At 70.6% G+C, this 18,702-nt stretch carries 18 protein-coding genes; 9 read left to right on the plus strand and 9 right to left on the minus strand.

Annotated elements, in window-relative coordinates; translation table 11 throughout:
• Positions 1-90 precede the first annotated feature (90 nt).
• The gene (lysS, locus tag FE633_RS32925) at positions 91-1,836 is read left to right on the plus strand and encodes a lysine--tRNA ligase (protein WP_138048873.1); all 1,746 of its coding nucleotides are present in this window, start codon (positions 91-93) and stop codon (positions 1,834-1,836) included.
• 100 nt (positions 1,837-1,936) lie between these two features.
• On the opposite strand, the gene FE633_RS32930 is transcribed toward lysS, so the two are convergent.
• The 3 genes from FE633_RS32930 to FE633_RS32940 all read right to left on the minus strand — a co-directional run bounded on the left by FE633_RS32930 (position 1,937) and on the right by FE633_RS32940 (position 5,413).
• Positions 1,937-3,358, minus strand: a complete 1,422-nt coding sequence (locus tag FE633_RS32930; RefSeq protein WP_138048838.1) for a DUF2637 domain-containing protein — start codon at positions 3,356-3,358, stop codon at positions 1,937-1,939.
• A gap of 144 nt (positions 3,359-3,502) precedes the next feature.
• Positions 3,503-4,333: a DUF3558 family protein gene (locus FE633_RS32935; RefSeq protein ID WP_138048839.1), complete on the minus strand. Its 831-nt coding sequence runs from the start codon at positions 4,331-4,333 to the stop codon at positions 3,503-3,505.
• 159 nt (positions 4,334-4,492) lie between these two features.
• On the minus strand, positions 4,493-5,413 hold the full coding sequence (locus FE633_RS32940; RefSeq protein WP_138048840.1) for a DUF3558 domain-containing protein: 921 nt from the start codon (positions 5,411-5,413) through the stop codon (positions 4,493-4,495).
• Positions 5,414-5,594: 181 nt separating this feature from the next.
• Here FE633_RS32940 and FE633_RS32945 point away from each other — a divergent pair, with 181 nt between their 5' ends.
• Positions 5,595-6,788 (plus strand): RtcB family protein, encoded by a 1,194-nt coding sequence (locus tag FE633_RS32945; protein ID WP_138048841.1) that lies wholly within the window; start codon positions 5,595-5,597, stop codon positions 6,786-6,788.
• Positions 6,789-6,848: 60 nt separating this feature from the next.
• Here FE633_RS32945 and FE633_RS32950 read toward each other — a convergent pair whose 3' ends face one another.
• The 3 genes from FE633_RS32950 to FE633_RS32960 all read right to left on the minus strand — a co-directional run bounded on the left by FE633_RS32950 (position 6,849) and on the right by FE633_RS32960 (position 8,292).
• Entirely contained in the window at positions 6,849-7,037 is a 189-nt protein-coding gene (locus tag FE633_RS32950) for a hypothetical protein (protein WP_138048842.1), read from the minus strand.
• Positions 7,037-7,816 carry an SDR family NAD(P)-dependent oxidoreductase gene (locus tag FE633_RS32955; protein ID WP_138048843.1) on the minus strand — a complete coding sequence of 260 codons (780 nt, stop codon included), beginning with the start codon at positions 7,814-7,816 and terminating at the stop codon, positions 7,037-7,039. Before FE633_RS32955 ends, FE633_RS32950 begins: the two co-directional genes overlap by 1 nt.
• A 137-nt stretch (positions 7,817-7,953) precedes the next feature.
• Complete coding sequence (locus FE633_RS32960) at positions 7,954-8,292, minus strand: YnfA family protein (protein ID WP_119101992.1); 339 nt, start codon at positions 8,290-8,292, stop codon at positions 7,954-7,956.
• A gap of 138 nt (positions 8,293-8,430) precedes the next feature.
• Here FE633_RS32960 and FE633_RS32965 point away from each other — a divergent pair, with 138 nt between their 5' ends.
• Positions 8,431-8,892: a hypothetical protein gene (locus tag FE633_RS32965; RefSeq protein ID WP_138048844.1), complete on the plus strand. Its 462-nt coding sequence runs from the start codon at positions 8,431-8,433 to the stop codon at positions 8,890-8,892.
• Positions 8,893-8,961: 69 nt separating this feature from the next.
• Positions 8,962-9,492 (plus strand): MarR family winged helix-turn-helix transcriptional regulator, encoded by a 531-nt coding sequence (locus FE633_RS32970; protein WP_138048845.1) that lies wholly within the window; start codon positions 8,962-8,964, stop codon positions 9,490-9,492.
• Positions 9,493-9,536: 44 nt separating this feature from the next.
• On the opposite strand, the gene FE633_RS32975 is transcribed toward FE633_RS32970, so the two are convergent.
• Positions 9,537-10,442 carry a helix-turn-helix domain-containing protein gene (locus tag FE633_RS32975; RefSeq protein ID WP_138048846.1) on the minus strand — a complete coding sequence of 302 codons (906 nt, stop codon included), beginning with the start codon at positions 10,440-10,442 and terminating at the stop codon, positions 9,537-9,539.
• Positions 10,443-10,526: 84 nt separating this feature from the next.
• Here FE633_RS32975 and FE633_RS32980 point away from each other — a divergent pair, with 84 nt between their 5' ends.
• Entirely contained in the window at positions 10,527-11,156 is a 630-nt protein-coding gene (locus FE633_RS32980) for a TIGR03086 family metal-binding protein (protein ID WP_246113944.1), read from the plus strand.
• Between the two features lie 291 nt (positions 11,157-11,447).
• Here FE633_RS32980 and FE633_RS32985 read toward each other — a convergent pair whose 3' ends face one another.
• Complete coding sequence (locus FE633_RS32985; protein WP_212747312.1) at positions 11,448-12,887, minus strand: glycosyltransferase family 4 protein; 1,440 nt, start codon at positions 12,885-12,887, stop codon at positions 11,448-11,450.
• Between the two features lie 200 nt (positions 12,888-13,087).
• On the opposite strand from FE633_RS32985, the gene FE633_RS32990 reads away from it, so the two are divergent.
• The 4 genes from FE633_RS32990 to FE633_RS33005 all read left to right on the plus strand — a co-directional run bounded on the left by FE633_RS32990 (position 13,088) and on the right by FE633_RS33005 (position 17,571).
• Positions 13,088-13,795, plus strand: coding sequence for a response regulator transcription factor (locus FE633_RS32990; RefSeq protein ID WP_171060210.1), 708 nt, complete (start codon positions 13,088-13,090; stop codon positions 13,793-13,795).
• Between the two features lie 15 nt (positions 13,796-13,810).
• Positions 13,811-15,274: a HAMP domain-containing sensor histidine kinase gene (locus FE633_RS32995; protein ID WP_246113946.1), complete on the plus strand. Its 1,464-nt coding sequence runs from the start codon at positions 13,811-13,813 to the stop codon at positions 15,272-15,274.
• A 188-nt stretch (positions 15,275-15,462) separates the two neighbouring features.
• The gene (locus FE633_RS33000; protein WP_171060211.1) at positions 15,463-16,257 is read left to right on the plus strand and encodes an ABC transporter ATP-binding protein; all 795 of its coding nucleotides are present in this window, start codon (positions 15,463-15,465) and stop codon (positions 16,255-16,257) included.
• 3 nt (positions 16,258-16,260) lie between these two features.
• Positions 16,261-17,571 carry an ABC transporter permease gene (locus FE633_RS33005; RefSeq protein WP_138048848.1) on the plus strand — a complete coding sequence of 437 codons (1,311 nt, stop codon included), beginning with the start codon at positions 16,261-16,263 and terminating at the stop codon, positions 17,569-17,571.
• Positions 17,572-17,693: 122 nt separating this feature from the next.
• Here FE633_RS33005 and FE633_RS33010 read toward each other — a convergent pair whose 3' ends face one another.
• Entirely contained in the window at positions 17,694-18,488 is a 795-nt protein-coding gene (locus tag FE633_RS33010) for a transglutaminase domain-containing protein (RefSeq protein WP_425473258.1), read from the minus strand.
• Positions 18,489-18,702 lie beyond the last annotated feature (214 nt).

Genomic DNA, 18,702 nt, shown 5'->3' on the forward strand with positions numbered 1-18,702 from the left:
TTCGTGGATCCGTGCGGAGCTGGGAGAATGGGGCCGTCAGCCGTGCGAACCGTACCGCCGGCCCATGACGAATCCTTGAGAAAGAAGGACGTGCCGATCGTGGCTCAGAGCACCGAGACCACCGACTGGGTCTCCCGTTACGCGGATGAGGTCATCGAGGAGTCGGAGCGTCGGGCGCCTGGGAAACCGGTCGTCGTCGCGTCCGGGCTGTCGCCCTCCGGCCCCATCCACCTGGGAAATCTCCGCGAGGTCATGACGCCGCACCTCGTCGCGGACGAGATCCGGCGCCGGGGACATCAGGTCCGGCATCTCATCTCCTGGGACGACTACGACCGCTACCGCAAGGTGCCGGCCGGCGTCGCCGGGATCGACGAGTCGTGGGCCGAGCACATCGGCCGCCCGCTCACCTCCGTCCCCGCCCCGAAGGGCTCCGCCCACCCGAACTGGGCCGAGCACTTCAAGGCCGACATGATCGAGGCGCTCGCCGGGCTGGGCGTCGAGTTCGACGGCATCAGCCAGACCGAGCAGTACACGAGCGGGGTCTATCGCGAGCAGATCCTGCACGCGATGAAGCACCGGGGAGACATCGACGCGATCCTCGCCCAGTACCGCACCAAGAAGGCCCCGCCCAAGAAGCAGCAGCAGGGGCAGAAGCCCGTCGACGCGGCCGAGCTCGAGGCCGCCGAAGGGTCGGGCGCCGCCGCCGAGGACGACGGCACCGGCTCCGCCGGGTACTTCCCGTACAAGCCCTACTGCGGCGGCTGCGACAAGGACCTCACCACGGTCACTGCGTACGACGACGACAGCACCGAGCTGACGTACACCTGCGGCGCGTGCGGCTTCTCGGAGACCGTCCGGCTGACCGAGTTCAACCGCGGCAAGCTGGTGTGGAAGGTCGACTGGCCGATGCGGTGGGCGTACGAAGGGGTCGTCTTCGAGCCCTCCGGCGTGGATCACTCGTCTCCCGGCTCCAGCTTCCAGGTCGGCGGACAGATCGTCGGCATCTTCGGCGGCAAGCAGCCCATCGGTCCCATGTACGCGTTCGTCGGGATCTCGGGGATGGCGAAGATGTCGTCGTCGAAGGGCGGCGTGCCCACCCCGGGCGACGCCCTGAAGATCATGGAGGGGCCGCTGCTGCGCTGGCTGTACGCCCGCCGCCGGCCCAACCAGTCCTTCAAGATCGCCTTCGACCAGGAGATCCAGCGGCTCTACGACGAGTGGGACAAGCTCGACGCCAAGGTCACCGACGGCACCGCCCTGCCCGCCGACATCGCCGCCCACTCCCGGGCCGTACGGACCGCCGCCGGCGAGCTGCCCCGTACCCCGCGACCGATGCCCTACCGCACGCTCGCCTCCGTCGCCGACATCACCGCCGGCCACGAGGACCAGGCCCTGCGCATCCTCAGCGACCTCGACCCCGCGAATGCCCTCGCCTCGCTCGACGAGGTACGGCCCCGCTACGACAAGGCCGAGGCGTGGATCAACACGTACGTACCGGCCGAGCAGCGGACCGTCGTCCGGGAGGAAGCCGACGTCGAGCTGCTGAAGTCGCTCGACGACCAGGCGCGGGAATCGCTCCGGCTGCTGCTGGAAGGTCTCGACGCGAACTGGTCCCTCGACGGGCTGACGCACCTCGTGTACGGCGTGCCCAAGGTCCAGGCCGGATTCGCCCCCGACGCCACCCCGAAGGAGCTGCCGGCGGAGATCAAGGCCGCCCAGCGGTCGTTCTTCGCGCTGCTCTACCACCTCCTCGTCGGACGCGACACCGGCCCGCGACTGCCCACGCTGCTGCTCGCCGTGGGCGCGGACCGGGTACGGAAGCTGCTCGGCGCGTAGTTTTCGGCAGTACGGAGTACGGCAGTACGTAAAAGGGGGGCGCCCGGTGTTCACCGGGCGCCCCCCTTTTACGTATGACACGTGCGGGTACGTACGCGCGCTAGGCGATGTGGTCCTCCTCCAGCTCCGCGTTCAGACGGTTCTGGAAACGGCTCAGGTAGCGCTTGAGGGAGCTGTCGCTGAGCGAGACGCCGTACGCGGCCTCGATGTTCGCGCCGAACTCCTGCTTGGTGGGCAGACCCTGACCGTTTATCGACTGACGGAACACCTGGTAGTACGCGTCCTCGCGGGACATGTCGTCCGGCAGCCCGAGCTCCTCGCGCGGCCCCGGGATGGGCAGTTGCTCCGGCTCCGGAACACCGCCGACACCGCCGCCCTCACCCAGCTGCCGCGTCCGGCCGCCCGGGCCGGCCGGGATGGGGAAGCTGCCCGTGTCCTCCGGGCCGGGCTCGTACCGCAGGTCTTGCTGCAGCTCCTGCCGCAGCTCCGGCTGTTGGCGCGGCTGTAGGTCCGACTCCAGATCCCGTTGCTGGGCGGCCCGCCGCTGCTCCTCGTACCACTGCTCGTCGAGATCGAACGACGGGTCGTAGCCGCCCTCGTAGACGACATCCTGGTGCGGGGGTTCGAACCAAGGGCTGTTGAGGTCGGGCTGGGGCTCCTGTACGTACTCCAGCTGCTCCGGAACGGGGCCACTCTCGACGTCGGGGCGCTGCTCGCGAGGAGGCGCCGCTGAGCCCGCGGCCTTTCCCGCCGCCGGGCGCGTACCCGCCGCCCTGTCGGCCCGCTCCAGCTCCAGCTCCTGCTGGCGCGGGGCCGGAGGCAGCAGCACCGGCTCGATGCCCGCCGCCGCGAGACCGGACGGGGCGGTCTCGGCCAGCGGGACACCGTAGCGGGCCAGGCGCAGTGGCATCAGGGACTCCACCGGGGCCTTGCGGCGCCAGGCGCGGCCATAGCGGGAGCGGAGCCGGGCCCGGTAGACGAGTCGTTCCTGCTCCAGCTTGATCACGGCGTCGTAGGAACGGAGTTCCCACAGCTTCATACGGCGCCACAGGAGGAACGTCGGGATCGGGGAGAGGAGCCAACGGGTGAGGCGTACGCCCTCCATGTGCTTGTCGGCAGTGATGTCCGCGATCCGGCCGATCGCGTGCCGGGCCGCCTCGACCGAGACGACGAACAGGATCGGGATGACCGCGTGCATGCCGACGCCCAGCGGGTCCGGCCAGGCGGCCGCGCCGTTGAACGCGATCGTCGCCGCCGTCAGCAGCCACGCCGTCTGGCGCAGGAGAGGAAAGGGGATACGGATCCAGGTCAGCAGCAGGTCCAGGGCCAGCAGGACGCAGATGCCCGCGTCGATGCCGATCGGGAAGACGTAGCTGAAGTTTCCGAAGCCCTTCTGGAGGGCGAGTTCGCGCACCGCCGCATACGAACCGGCGAAGCCGATACCGGCGATGACGACCGCCCCGAAGACGACGACCCCGATGAGTATCCGGTGCGTCTTGGTGAGTTCCATTGGCGCGGCCACCCGTACTTCCCTCCCTTGCGAGCTGTGTGCGCGCAACAGGGTGGCACATGTGTGCGGGCTACGGGTGGCCGGTACGGCGGGAGCCCGGCCTTCGTGGGGGCCGGGCTCCTGAGAAATGCCGGGCTGAGCTGCGGCTCAGTCGGTTCAGTCCTTCTTCGCCGCGGACTTGCTGGGGGAGGCGGAGGGCTCGGCGTCCTTGGCCGGGCTCTTGCTCGCGCTCTTGCTCGGGCTCGCGCCGGAGTCGCCGGAGCCGGCGGCCTGGTTCGCGGTCACCACCGCCTGCACGGCCTCCTTCGCGGCCTTCAGCGCCGCCTTCGACAGGTCCTCCGCGCTCGGCGACTTGTCGCCCGCGAGGCCGGCGCCGTTGTAGTCGAGCGTCAGGACGATGTTCTCCGCGCGGGCCACGATCGTCTGCTGCTTGAAGGTGCCTTCCTTCTTCTTCAGTTCGTAGCTCACCGACGTCGCCTCGTTGCCCGTACCGGACACCGGCTCGGACTTGACGTTCTTCGCGTCGTTCACCGCCTTCGCGTCGTCGACGTGGTCGGTGTAGTACGTCGCCGCCAGCTTCTCGCCCGTACCGCGCGAGGCGTCCGACTCGAAACGCAGCAGGGACACGCTCAGCCAGCGGAACTGGGAGCCCTTCACGCCGTTGTCGTCGAGGCTGTCCCAGGAGCAGCTGCCACGCGTCCCCGTGTCGTCCGACTTGCCCTCCTTGCCGGCCTTGCCGGCCTTCGGGACCAGTTCGCCCAGAGTCTTCGAAGACAACACCTTGCAGGGCTCGGGCAGCTTCGCGTACGCGGCCTCTTTCACCACTGTCCCCGCCTTCGTGGCGGAGGGGGAGGACTGTGCGCCGGAGTCCTTCTTCGCGTCGTCACCGGAGCTGGAGTCCGAGGAGCAGCCGGCGGCGACGAGCATCACCGGGGCGACGGCTGCGCAGACGAGGATGCGGGTGAGTCGCTGTGCGGGTCGGTGCATGGTTCCTTCACTCAAGACGCGGGTGTGCGTGCGGTCGGCTCTGTGGTGCTGCGGCTTCTCGGCCGGACCGCACTCGGTCGGGTCCGAGGGGACACGGTACGCCGAACGCGACAACCGTGACTCCCGTTCCGCCGAGCCCGAAAACCCCCCGATCGACCGCTACTCGTCGAACGCCCCGGCGAGCTGATCCGCCAACTTCTGTGCCCTGTCCTGCATTTCCTCGCTGCTCGGGACCTCTGTCGTACTCGCCGGCTGCTCGACGTACTGGATCGTCACGATCACATTGGACGTGCGGAACACCACAGTCACCGTGCGCCGCTGCGAGCTGCCCAGCGCATCGTCCAGGAACGCTTCATCGCCCAGGTCGTCGAGGGTGCGGGGCTGGAGGCCGGAGGGGGTGGACGTGGGGCTCGACGTGACGCTTTCCTCATCGGTGGGCGAAGCGGAGCTGTCGCCGCTGCCGCCACCCTTTCCGTCCGATGTGCCGGACTTGTCGGGTGTAGGGCTCGAACTGGCCGCACCCCCGGCGCCATCGCCACCCGATTCCTCCGAATTGCCCGACTCGTCAGAGTTGTTCGAGTCATTCGAGTCTTCCGAGTCGTCCGGCGACGACTCCGGCGACGAAGCCGACGGCGCGGGAAGATTCGCCGCCACCTGCTTCACCGCGAAGATCTGCTCGGCACGACTGTCGTCACTGACGGAGTTGTCGTACGACACCACGCGCTCGAAATCGACCCACAGGTGATCGGTCGCGCTCGGCGACTCCACCTTCCAACGGCAGCCGACCTTCCGGTCCGTGTCGTACGTCAGTGTCGCCGTCCCCGCGTACGCCTCCTCGCGCTGCTCCTTGTCCGTCATCTGCTTGAGGCCTGGCAGCAGCGAGTTGAGCGTGCCCTGCTCGACCGTGCCGCACGGCTCCGGAAGTGTGCGATACCTGCCGGGCTGTGCCGTGGAGGCCGTCGTGCTGGCGTCGCCGGGCTTCGGGTCGTCCGTCTCGTCGTCGCTTCCCGAACCGGTGCAGCCGGCCAGCAGCGCCGCGAGGAGCGCGGCGACACCGGATACGTACGCCTTCCGCTGCACGGTGGGGCTCCTCTCGACGGTGTTGTGCCCTGTTAATCGCTTGCCGCCTGACGACGGCCGATGACCACAATGTCTATCGCACGCACGGCCGTGGACGCCGGTCTGCCATCCCTTTCGTCGACCTTGGCGCCGGTATTTGCGATGCCAGGCTTTTGTTGCTTTTCGGGGGAACGAGGAAGTTATGTCGTATGTAGAGGTACCGGGGGCGCGGGTTCCGATTCGGATGTGGACGGACCCGGCCTCCGTGGAGGACGTGGCACTGCGCCAGCTCCAGAACGTCGCCACGCTGCCGTGGATCAAGGGCCTGGCCGTGATGCCGGACGTCCATTACGGCAAGGGCGCGACGGTCGGATCCGTGATCGCGATGCGGGATGCCGTGTGTCCTGCGGCGGTTGGTGTCGACATCGGCTGCGGGATGTCCGCCGTCAAGACGTCGCTCACCGCCAATGACCTGCCGGGTGACCTGTCCCGCCTGCGCTCGAAGATCGAGCAGGCCATTCCGGTGGGGCGGGGGATGCATGACAGCCCGGTCGAGCCTGGGCGGTTTCATGGGCTCGCCACTGCGGGGTGGGACGACTTCTGGGGGCGGTTCAATGGCGTTGCCGACGCTGTGAAGTTCCGCCAGGAGCGGGCAACTTTGCAGATGGGAACACTTGGTGGAGGAAACCACTTTGTGGAAGTCTGCGTAGATACATCCGATTCGGTGTGGCTCATGCTCCACTCCGGATCCCGGAACATCGGCAAGGAGCTGGCCGAGCATCACATCGGTGTCGCCCAGAAGCTCCCGCACAACCAGGGCCTTGTCGACCGTGACCTCGCCGTCTTCGTCGCGGACACTCCGCAGATGGCGGCGTACCGCAACGACCTGTTCTGGGCACAGGAGTACGCGAAGCACAATCGCACGCTCATGATGGCGCTCATGAAGGACGTGATCCGCAAGGAGTTCAAGAAGGCGAAGCCCGCCTTCGAGCCCGAGATCAGCGCGCACCACAACTACGTCGCCGAGGAACGCTACGACGGCATGGACCTGCTCGTGACCCGCAAAGGTGCGATCCGCGCGGGCTCCGGCGAGTACGGGATCATCCCCGGCTCGATGGGCACGGGTTCGTACATCGTGAAGGGCCTTGGCAACGAGAAGGCCTTCAACTCGGCCTCGCACGGGGCGGGCCGGCGCATGAGCCGCAACGCGGCGAAGCGCCGCTTCTCGGCCAAGGACCTTGAGGAGCAGACGCGGGGCGTCGAATGCCGCAAGGACTCCGGTGTCGTGGACGAGATCCCGGGCGCGTACAAGCCGATCGAGAAGGTCATCGACCAGCAGCGCGACCTCGTGGAGGTCGTGGCGAAGCTGAAGCAGGTTGTCTGCGTGAAGGGGTGAACTGTGCGTGGGGCTCGTGCCGTTGTCGGGCGGAGCCCCACTGTTCAGTGCCGCCGAGGGCTACTTCGCGTGGGTCACCGCGTAGATCATGACGAACGCGACGATGTGGATGCCGAAGAGGAAGTACGCCAGGTACCACCAGGCGTAGCGTTCGTTCTTCTTCTCCTGGGCCAGGTGGCGTTGTTCGCGGGATTCGGGAGAGTCGGGAGACTCCGGGGAATCGGCCGCGGTGTTCTGTGTGTCGGGCATCAGAGGTCCCTGTGCACCTTGGTGTTGGAGGCCTGGGCCCGGGGGCGGATGAGCATGAGGTCGATGTTGACGTGGGAGGGGCGGGTGACCGCCCAGGTGATCGTGTCGGCCACGTCGTCGGCGGTCAGGGGGTTCGCCACGCCCTCGTAGACCTGGGCCGCCTTGTCGGCGTCGCCGCCGAAGCGGGTGAGGGCGAACTCGTCCGTCTTGACCATGCCGGGGGCGATCTCGATGACGCGGACCGGGGTGCCGACGATCTCCAGGCGGAGGGTTTCGGCGAGGACGTGGGCGCCGTGCTTGGCGGCGACGTAGCCGGCGCCGCCCTCGTACGTGCCGTGGCCCGCGGTGGAGGACAGGACGACCACCGTGCCGTCGCCGCTCGCGGTGAGCGCGGGGAGCAGGGCCTGGGTGACGTTGAGCGTGCCGATGACGTTCGTCTCGTACATCTGGCGCCAGTCCGCCGGGTCGCCCGTCGCGACCGGGTCGGCGCCGAGCGCGCCGCCCGCGTTGTTGACCAGCACACCGATGGTGCGGAAGGCGGTCGCGAACTCGTCCACGGCCGCGCGGTCGGTCACGTCGAGCGTGTACGCCGTCGCCTGATGGCCCGCCGCGTTGAGCTCCTCCGCCAGTTCCTCGATACGGTCCTTGCGGCGGGCGGTGAGGACGACGCGGTAGCCGGCCGTGGCGAGTTGCCGGGCCGTCGCTGCACCGATACCACTGCTCGCGCCGGTGACGACGGCGATGCGGGAGGCGGCTGCGGGCGCGGCGGGGGCGGTCATGGTCTGCTCCTCGGGCGGGGCGGCGTACGGGGGCGCTCGCTCACGCGAGCCGGTGGGTTCGAATCCCCGCCAGGATAGGCCGGTGGCGGGTACGGACCACGAATGCCCCTGGGGCCGTTCCGGCCTTGGACGTGGTCTCAGTTGCCGCCCCGGGGCGCGTACATGATCACGGCCATGCCCGTGAGGCAGATCAGGGCGCCGAGCACGTCCCAGCGGTCGGGGCGGTAACCGTCCGCGACCATGCCCCAGGCGAGGGAGCCGGCGACGAAGACTCCGCCGTACGCGGCGAGGATGCGGCCGAAGTTCGCGTCGGGCTGGAGTGTGGCGACGAAGCCGTACGCCCCGAGGGCCATGACGCCGGCGCCGATCCACAGCCAGCCGCGGTGTTCGCGCACTCCCTGCCAGACCAGCCAGGCGCCGCCGATCTCGAAGAGCCCGGCGAGGACGAAGAGGGCCGCGGAGCGGAGGACGAGCATGCGCTCACTGTCGCACGGCCGTTTCCCTCACCTGTTGGGCGGCTTCCTCGTGCTTCCTCACCTGTTGGGCGGCGCCTGTCCCGGGCCCCGAGTGGGATACATCCCGTGACCGGTGGGCCGAGGTGAAGGAAGAGACGTATGCGGAAACTCTGTGCGTGGGGCGTGGGCGGCGTGCTCCTGGCGGTGGGCGCGGTCTCGCCTGCCGTCGCGCTCGCCCCCGAAGCCGATCTCGCCTATCACGGGTCCGTGTCCATGGCGTGGGGTCGGGTCGCGGTGCGGCTGGTCCCGCAGAACCACGGGCCGTCCGACGTCCCCGACGCGACGGTGCGGCTGCGCTGGTCGGTCCCGCTCGCCGACCGGCAGCGGCTGCCCCTCCGATGCGCGCGCTCCGGGGTGCGGACCGTGCTGTGCCGTACGGGCGAGCTCCCGGCGGACTGGCGGGGCGAGCCGATCGACGTACGAGTGCGGCTCGACGGCGCGCCGTCCGAGGTGACCGTCGAGATCGACACGGTGTGGAGCGGCGGCTTCGTGGACCGCAATCGCGAGAACGACCGCCGGCGCGTGCTGGCTCTGGACACGGGGGACGCGTACGCCTTCTAGGTCCCTGCTTCCAGATGGTCAGCTCGGGTACGGGTACTGCAGATCGACCAGAAGAGGAGGCGGCTCGTCATGTCCAGCGAAGCGGCAGGCGACCGGCGCAATGGGCTGCTCTCCGAGCTGTCCACCGAGTCGCGCCGCTACATGGCCTCGTACGCCCTCTTCAACCAGGCCGTCGCCGACCACCTGAAGCTGCACCCCACGGACCTGCAGTGCCTGAACCTGCTCAGCCTGGAGGAAGGGCCGGTCACGACAGGGCGGATCGCCCAGCTGACGGGGCTGACGACCGGGTCGGCGACGCGGCTCGTGGACCGGCTGGAGAGGGCGGGGTACGTCGTACGGGAGCGGGACGCGGTCGACCGGCGGCGTGTGCTCGTGGCGACCGTGCCCGAGCGGATCGAGGAGTTCGGCCGGATGTGGGGGAAGCTGAGCGGTGGCTGGTACGCCCTCTTCGAGGAGCTGGAGGACGACGAACTCGCCCTGCTCATCGGCCACATGAGGCGGACGGTGGAGTTCGCGGCGGCACAGATCGCTCGTATACGGGGTGGTGAACTCGACTCCCCGGCGACCGAGCCGGAGCCGGAGGCCGGGGTTAGCCCCTAGCCCCCACCTCCCAGCCCCGTAGGCGCTTGAGCGCGGGCCTGGCTTCAGTGCGTCTCCTGTGCGTACGTCGTGGGAGGCATCCCGACGGTCGTCGTGAAGTCGCGTACGAGGTGAGCCTGGTCGGCGTAGCCGAGGTCGGCGGCGAGGGCGGCCCAGTCGACGTCCCGCTGGGTGCCGGCGCGTTCCAGGGCCTCGTGGATCCGGTAGCGCAGGATGATCCACTTCGGGCTGACGCCGACGTACGTCGAGAAGAGCCGCTGCAGTGCCCGTACCGGGATGCCCTCGGCGTCGGCGAAGTCGCCGACGCGGCGTACGTCGCGGTTCGCGCGGATGCGGTCGACGAGGTCCATGGCGAGGTCGGCCTGCGGGTCCGGGGCCGGGGTGAGGGAGAGCAGGAAGGCGTCGAGCGCGGCGATCCGGTCGTGGTCGTCGGTGTGGCTCACGACCGTGCGGGCGGTGTCGCCCGTGGCCTGCGCGAACACGTCCTGGACGGGCAGCACCCGGCCCGTCCACCGCGACACCGGTGCCTCGGGCACGAACGGGCGGAAGCCGCCGGGCCAGAACTTCGCCCCGCACACCCGGCCCCGGCCGGTCAGCTTCCTGGTGAACAGGCCGAGCGCGACGCCGGTCACCTCGCCGAAGGGCGGGCCCTCGTCCTCGTTCCACTGGAAGGTGACGTTGACGGACGGGTGAGGGACGATGTGCGAGGCGTACGGCTCGGGCAGGTCCCAGTCGATGAACCAGTACGTCTCGACGTGGTGCCGGAGCGGTTCGGCGGGCTGGTGGCGGCGCAACCGTACGCGGGTCAGCAGCCCGGCGGGGTCGACGATTCCGCGGGTGTCGCGGATCCCCTGGGTGCCGGGCGTACGGCGCGGGTCGGGCGTCGTACCACGGGGATCGGACGTACCGCGAGCGTCGGACGTGCGCGGGTCGCGGCGGGGTGCGGCCATGTTCGGATCGTATGCCGTCGTCCGGGTCGGATGCCGTCGCGTTTCTTCAAGAGGGATGCGGCGGCGCGTCCGTACGGTCGTCGTATGGACACGAACCAGGGTGTGGACATGAACCAGAACGTGGACCAGCCGGAGTACGGCATCGGGGAGCTTCTGGCGGTCGCGGGCGCGCGGGCCGTGCCGGTGGTGCGGGCGCTGCCCGACGAGCGGCTCGCCGACCCCACGCCGTGCACCGACTACGACGTGAAGGGCCTGGCCAACCACCTGCTCCATGTGATCGTGGAGTTCCAGAAGCTGGCCGCCAAGAAGGACTCGGACTTCACCGTGACACCGGACTACATCGGTACGGATACCGGCTGGAGGGAGCGGTTCGCGGAGGAGACCGGCAGGCTCGCGGCGGCCTGGTCCGCGCCCGGCGCCGAGGACGGCACGACCGGCGCGATGAACATGCCCGCGCGGATCGTCGGGTCGATGGTGCTGCTCGACCTGATCGTGCACGTGTGGGACCTGGCGCGCGCCACGGGTCAGGAGTACCGGGCGGACGGTGACGCGGAGCCGGTGGTCGAGCAGCTCGCCGGGGCGGTGGCGGAGATGGCGCCGACGGCCCGGGCGATGGGGGTGTTCGCGGAACCGGTGCCGGTGGCGGAGGACGCGTCGCCGTTCGAGCGGCTGCTCGCGGCGACCGGGCGCGATCCGCACTGGGTGCGGGCCTGAGCGACGGAGGAGCCACGATGCCCGGGGGTGGGGCCGTCGTCGTTTCTCTCCGGCCTCCTCAGGCCCGCACGGCCGGACCCGAGCTGGGGGAGTCCTCGGGTCGGCCGTGCGGGACCGGGACCCGGGCCGACGTCCCCGACGGCCCGGGTGGTGCGGGGAGGGCCGCCCGCCGTGCCGAGCGGGCGGCCCGTCGCGCCGGCCCAGTGGCCGGTCGGGTCGGCGCGGGTACCAGGCGTCTCGGCTGGACTGGGAACTGACCGAGCCGCCCGGCGTACGGGATCCGGCACCCTCCTACTTCACAGACCCAGACCCAGACCGAGCCCCGGGCCGGGCACCTGCCCGAGCACCAGCACCGGCACCAGCGCCTTCCAGGTCTGTCCGAGGTCCGGAACCACGGCCTGCGTCATTCCCCTGCTTCCCCTGCTCCTCCCGCTGCCCCTGTGAAGCGAGCCTCAGACCGAGAACCTCGACCAACCCGGAGCGGCCGCCCCATTCCCGGACCCGGCGGCGAGCCGTGCGTACGCGTCGGCGCATCCGGCGCTTCCAGCGCGCGGCCCGGACCCGCGCCCGCTCCAGGGCCCGGCGCCTTCGGGTGGATCGGAGTTCTTCGAACAGGGTCTCGTAGTGAGCCATGATCGGCTCGGGGTCGAAGCGGTGGGCGCTCTCCCGTGCCGCTCGCCCCATCTCGCGCCGCCGGGACTCGGCCGGTATCAGGTCGAGCATCGCGTCGGCGAGGGCGCGGGCGTCGCCCACGGGGACCAGGCGGCCGTTGACGCCCTCCGTGATGATCTCGGAGGGGCCGAGCGGGCAGTCCGTGCTGATCACGGGCACGCCGCAGCGCATCGCCTCGACGAGCGTCATGCCGAAGGACTCGGCGTCCGAGGCACTGACCACGAGCGAGGACCGGGCGAACTCGGTCTCGATCGGGGTGCGCGGGCCCATGATCCGGGCGCGGTCGGCCAGCCCCAGCCCGTCGATCAAGGACTGGAGGCTCTCCCGTTTGGGGCCGCCGCCGTAGATGCGCAGTTCCCAGTCCGGCTCCTTCGCGGCGACCGCCGCGAATGCCTCGATCAGCAGGTCGAAACGCTTGCCCCGGACCAGGCGACCGGCCGCCGCGATCACCTTCGTGGTGCCGCTGGAAGGGGTCAGGTCCGGTACGGCCGGCACGATGTTCGGCACCGCCGACACCCGTACGCCCGGCATCGGCATCCGCTTCCGGTACACCTTCGCGTCCGCCTCCGTCGTCGTCACCACCGCGTCCAACGCGCGGTAGTGGCGGGCCAGAGCGGTCCGCAGCTCCTTGCTGTGGGCGTCGTGCCGCAGGTGCTCCTGCCCGATGCGCAGAGCGCGGCGGCGCGCGAAGCGGGCGACGTAGACGTTGATGCCGGGGCGGGTGCCGATCACCACGTCCGCGTCGCAGTTCTCCAGGTACTCGCGTGCCCGGATGTCGGTCAGGCGGCTGTACTGCTTGTGTCTTTTGTCGGAGGACGGGAAGTCGGCCGCCGGCAGCGCCTGCGCGGGATCCGCGAGATCCGCGCTGCCCTCCCGCAGGTCGACCAGCGGCACGAGCCCGATCCGCGGATCGACGGCGAAACGCGGTGCGTCCCGGTGCCGCCTCATCGACACGACCTCGACGTCGTGCCGCTCGGCGAGCGCCGCGGCCAGGTTGAGTGTGGTGCGGACGGTGCCCCCGATGGCGTACGCGTTGTGCAGCAGGAACACGATCCTCATGCGCTTCGCGGCCTTCGTGCCCTTCCTACCCTTCATACGTGTGTGCCTTCCCCGTCGCGGACCTCCGCCCCTGCCATAGGGCACACAGTGGCCGGGCGAGGTAAGCCACTGGTCCCGGCAGGGTGAGAGCCGGGTAAGAGACCCGGCCGTGGCCCTGCTCATCAGGTGATACGTAATTCAGGCCTTGGCAGACTGGTGTCGTGCCCCACACTTTGCTGCTTGCCGAGGACGACCGAGCCATCCGCCATGCGCTGGAGCGCGCTCTGAAGCTGGAGGGGTACGAGGTCAACGCGGTCGCCGACGGCGTCGAGGCGCTCGCGCAGGCCCATCGCACCCCACCCGACGTGCTGGTGCTCGATGTGATGATGCCGGGCATCGACGGCCTCCAAGTGTGTCGCGTCCTGCGTGCGGAGGGCGACCGCACCCCGATTCTCATGCTCACCGCGCTCGTGGAGACCGCGGACCGCATCGCCGGCCTGGACGCCGGAGCCGACGACTACGTCGTCAAGCCCTTCGAGGTCGAGGAGGTCTTCGCCAGGCTGCGGGCCCTGCTGAGGCGTACGGACGCTCCCGTCGGCGTACCCAGGGAACAACAGCCCATGCCCGAGAGCCCACTCTCCGCAGCCGGCCTGCACCTCGAACCGCAGGCCCGGCGCGTATGGCGAGGAACACGTGAGATCGACCTCACCCGCACCGAGTTCGACCTTCTGGAACTCCTCGTCCGCAACGCCGGCATCGTCCTCGACCACACCACGATCTACGACCGCATCTGGGGCTACGACTTCGGGCCCGGCTCCAAGAACCTCGCCGTGTACGTCGGTTATCTGCGCCGCAAACTCGACGAGCCGGGCGCACCCGCGCTGATCCACACGGTGCGTGGCGTGGGGTATGTGCTGAGGGAGGACTGAGTGCGGCGGCCGCGCGTGACGCGGCGGAGACTGCTCGCGCGACCGCGGCTGTCCTCGCTGCGGACGACGTTCACGGTGTCCTTCGCGGCCGTCGCCGCGGTCGTGACCGTACTCGTCGGGTTTCTGTCGTACGACGCCGCATCCCGGCTCGTCCGCGTGGACCAGCAGACCGTGTTCGAGGACGTCGTCCAGGACCTGCGCGACCAGGTGCGCCAGCACGCCCTGGCGCCGGACGACTTCGCCGCATCCCGCTCGGCCGGCCCGCGCGGCGACCTGATCCGGCCGAGCGGCACGGTCGTGCAGGTGCTCGGTCCGGGCGGCACGGTCGTCGACCGGGGCAGTCCGGCGCTGCCGGCCGACGCCGACGACCGGCGGGCCGCGGCCGCACAGGCCGCCGGGCGGCTGGTGGAGCACCGCGGTGTGGAGGTCCACGACGAGGTGTACCGGGTCGCGACCGTCGCGCTCGGCGGTGGCCGGGGCGCGGTGCAGGTCGCTCAGGAGTTCAGCGACACGGAGGATCTGCTGCGTGAACTCCAGCAGCGGACCGTGCTGCTGGTGAGCGCGGTCGTGGTCGCCGCCGGGCTTTTCGGCTGGTGGCTGGCCCGGCGGATCACCTCGCGGCTGGTCCGGCTCGCGGGCGCCGCCGAGGACGTGGCGCGCACCGGGCGGCTCGGCATCCAGGTGCCGGTCGCCGGGCGCGACGAGGTCGCCCGCCTCGGCCGCTCCTTCGACCGCATGCTCGGCCGCCTCGCCCAGTCCGAGGAGGACCAGCGGCGCCTCGTCCAGGACGCGGGCCATGAACTGCGTACGCCGCTGACCTCCCTGCGTACGAACATCTCGATGCTCCGGCGCATCGACGAACTCCCGCCCGACGCCCGCGGTGAACTCGTCGCCGACCTCGCCCAGGAGTCCCGCGAACTCACGGACCTGGTCAACGAGTTGGTCGACCTCGCGGCCGGTCAGCCGGACGCCGAGCCGGTCCAGCGCGTGGACGTCGCCGATATCGCCGAGGACGCGGCGGTGGCGACGCGGCGGCGGACCGGGCGGCCGGTCACCGTGCGGGTGACCGGCGCCACCACGGTGGTGGACGGGCGGCCCGCGGCGCTGCAGCGGGCGATGTCCAACCTGGTGGAGAACGCGGCGAAGTTCGATCGGGGCGGGGCGGCGCCGATCGAGGTCGTCGTGACGGGGGGTGAGGTCCCCGAAGCCGACGCGCGCGCCGGTGGTGCCGACACCGGCGGCGCCGGCACCGTGCGTGTCGAGGTCCTCGACCGCGGCCCCGGTATCGCGGAGGAGGATCTCGTCCGCGTCTTCGACCGGTTCTACCGCGCGCCGGACGCCCGTAGCCTGCCCGGCTCGGGGCTCGGGCTGTCGATCGTGCGGGAGGTCGCGACGGCCCACGGGGGAGCGCCGTTCGCCCGACGGCGGGAGGGCGGCGGCTCGGTGATCGGGTTCACGCTCGGCGGCTTGCGCGGCTGAGGGACGCCGAGGCGCGGGGCCACGGGTTTCCCGGAGGGTGAGGTGTCGCTGAGTACACCCCCCGTTACGGGTTCTGCGCCCAGTGTGCCGGCCCCGCACTCTCCGTAGCGTCTTTCGCGAGGCACAAGGAGTGCCACGGAAGCGCCACGGAAGGGCCACAACGAGGGCCCCCACGGAGGGTGATGACGATGTTTCGTCGAACCAGTCGACGTACGCACGATGCGCGACCCGCCGCCGAGGCCCTGCGGCTGGTCAAGGTCAGCAAGACCTACGGGAGCGACGACAGCGCCGTGACCGCGCTGGACGCGGTGACGCTGGCCCTGGCGCCCGGCACGTTCACCGCGGTCATGGGCCCCTCGGGCTCCGGCAAGTCCACCCTGCTGCAGTGCGCGGCCGGACTCGACCGGCCCGACAGCGGCATCGTCGTGGTCGACGGCGCGGAGATGACCGGCGGCAGCGAGGCCGAGCTGACGAAGTTCCGCCGCAGCCGGATCGGTTTCGTCTTCCAGCAGTACAACCTGCTGGACACGCTCACCGTCGCCCAGAACACGATCCTGCCGCTCAAGCTCGCCCGGCGGCGCGTCAACCGGGCCCGTGTGCAGGAGATCCTCACGGCCGTCGGCCTCGGCGACCGACTCGGCCACCGGCCCGACCAGCTCTCCGGCGGCCAGCGCCAGCGCGTCGCCATCGCCCGCGCCCTGGTCACCGAGCCGCGCGTGATCTTCGCCGACGAGCCGACCGGCGCCCTGGACACCCGCAGCGCCCGCGACGTCCTGCGACTGCTGCAGGAGGCGGTACGGGTGCACGGCCGTACGGTCGTCATGGTGACCCACGACCCGGTGGCGGCGTCGTACGCCGACTCGGTCCTCTTCCTGGCGGACGGGCGGCTCGCGGGCGAGATGCACCGGCCGACGGTCGACGCGGTCGCCGAACGCCTGGCGCACCTGGGCGATTCCGTCTCCGACGTTCCGATGGAGGTGTGAGTCATGTTCGCTCTGGCCCTGCGTTCCATCCGGCGGCGCCCCGGGCGCTTCACCGCGACGCTGCTGTCCGCCTTCCTGGGCGCGGCGATCATCATGACGTTCAACTCGATGCACGACACGGCCGGCGCGAAGGGTGTCGACTCCGTCAGTGCCGAGACCCTGTCCACCGCTGCCGGCGTTGTCGGCGGCTACGGCACCCTGCTGGTGTTCTTCGCCGTCGCCTCCACCCTGACGGTGAACGTCCGTCAACGCGCCTCCGAGATCGAACTGTTGCGCTGCTCCGGCGCGACTCCGGCGCAGATCAAGCGGATGGTCGTGGGGGAGTCGGTGGTCGTCGCCCTGGTGGGCGCGCTGCTCGCGATCGGGCCGGCGATGCTCGGCGGGCAGGCACTGCTGGACCTCTTCCAGGACAGCGGTCAGGTCGCCCGGTCCGTCGACTACTCCTTCGGGCCCGTCGCGCTGATGTCGGGCATCGACATCACCCTGCTCGCCTCGGCGGGGGCGGCGTTCCTCGCGGTGCGGCGTGCGACGCACCGGCGCCGGTCCCGTGGCCGGGGGCGGAAGTTCTTCGCGTACGCGGCCCTGGTGCTCGGCGGTCTTTCGACCTGCTCCACCTTCGCGTTCTCCGCCTCCGACGCCGCGCTGATGGCGCCGCCCGCCTACGGCGCGATCCTGCTCTCGGTCGGCTGCGCGCTGCTGTCGCCGAGGCTGCTGAAGGGACTGCTCGACCGGCTCCCGTTGTCGGGCCCGAGCGGCTGGCTCGCCGTACGCAACATGCGGGAGCGCGCGGCCCAACTGTCCGGTGTCCTCATGCCGTTGATCCTCTTCACCGGCATGGCGACGGCCACCCTCTACATGCAGGCCGTAGAGAGCGACGCGATCAAGGCCTCCGGCCTTGCCAAGTCGGTCGAGGACAAGAACCTGGAGACCCTCAACCTCACGGTCGTCGGCATCATCGTGGTCTTCTCCCTGATCATGCTGATCAACTCCCTGTACGCGGCGACCACGTACCGCGGCCGGGAGTTCGGCCGGCAGCGCCTGGCGGGCGCGACTCCGGGCCAGGTCCTCGGCATGGTCGGCGTCGAGTCCCTCGTCGTCACGGCGACGGGCGTGTTCTTCGGCACGGCGGCCGGGCTGGCGGGGATCCTCCCCTTCACCATGGTCCGCACGGACGGCGTCCTGCCGGGCCAGGGCCTGGGCATCTGGCTGGGCATCGTCGCGGCGGCGACGGCGGCGACCTTCGTGACCAGCCTCGTCACGACCCGGCGAACCCTGCGGACACCGGCGGTGGGAGCGGTGGCGCTGGCCGCGTGAGCGAGCGTTCGAGGTTTCGGGTACGCGCCCGGATTGCCGGAGCCGTCACCAGGCTCCGGCCCCACGGCCGCGTACCGCTGTCCGCCACCGGGGAGAACTTCAGAATCCGGGCGGCTGGCGGCTCAGGCCCGCGACGTGGTGCGGGCGCCCGCGCTCCAGCGGCCGAGTACGGGTTCCGAGATGTGGCGTGCCGTCCAGCACAAGGTCTGACCGTGGCGTGCGAAGAGTTCGTCGCGGGAGTCGAAACGGCCGAGTTCGAGGACGACATGGGCGGACAGGTCGCACGCGGTGCCGGTGCTGTCACACGTACCGGCCCCGTTCCCGTTCCCGCCCCAGTCCACGGCTGTACGCGACACGGCGTCGAAGAGGGTCTCGCCGCCCCTGTTGGTGAACTCCGCGCCCCCGGACGCACGCAGCTCGCTCAGGCTCCCGAACAGCTCGGCGATCGGCACCCACTCGCCGTCCAACAGGAACTCGGGCCAGGCGAGCAGCACGTGCTCGGGGACGAGGGGCTTGAGCCGCGGGAACCGCGGATACCAGAAGGATCCGTCGACGAGCAGCCCACGCACCCTCGTCGGCACCTCCAGCGCGCGGGCCACCGACTCCAGCACGGCCATCCGCTGGCTGCAGGATCCCCGGCCGAGCCGCAGGGTCCGTGAGGCGGGGTGCCGGTCCTCCACCGAGTACACCGGCCGCACCTCGCGCGCGATGATCCCGTGTGCCAACCGCAGCGCCGCGCGAGCACCGCCCTCCGGCCCCGCCTCCCGCCGTACGCGCTCCACGAGGGCCGCCACGATCGGATGTTCCACGTCGAGGATGGCTGTGGCTCGCGTCGAACCGACTACGCTCCCCGGACCTTCCGAACCTTCCGGCCGCACCTCCGCACCCCGGCGCGGCATCAGCCAGCGACTGGTCACGACGCACCCCCTCCTCGGCCTGGCCGAACCCGTTCATCATCCTTCATCCCCCTCCCCGATCCCCCCATCCCCCCATACGTCATCCGGGTTCGTGCACGGCGAAGAGGTACAGCGCCGCGTCCCCGACGACGGCGAGCAGCCGGCCCGAGGGGTCGAACGCGGCGTCGGTGTCGGGCCGGGCCCCGAGAGGGACCGGGAGGGTACCCGTCTGTAC

The sequence above is a fragment of the Streptomyces montanus genome, from assembly GCF_005786655.1.
In the GTDB taxonomy this organism is placed as follows: Bacteria; Actinomycetota; Actinomycetes; order Streptomycetales; family Streptomycetaceae; genus Streptomyces; species Streptomyces sporangiiformans.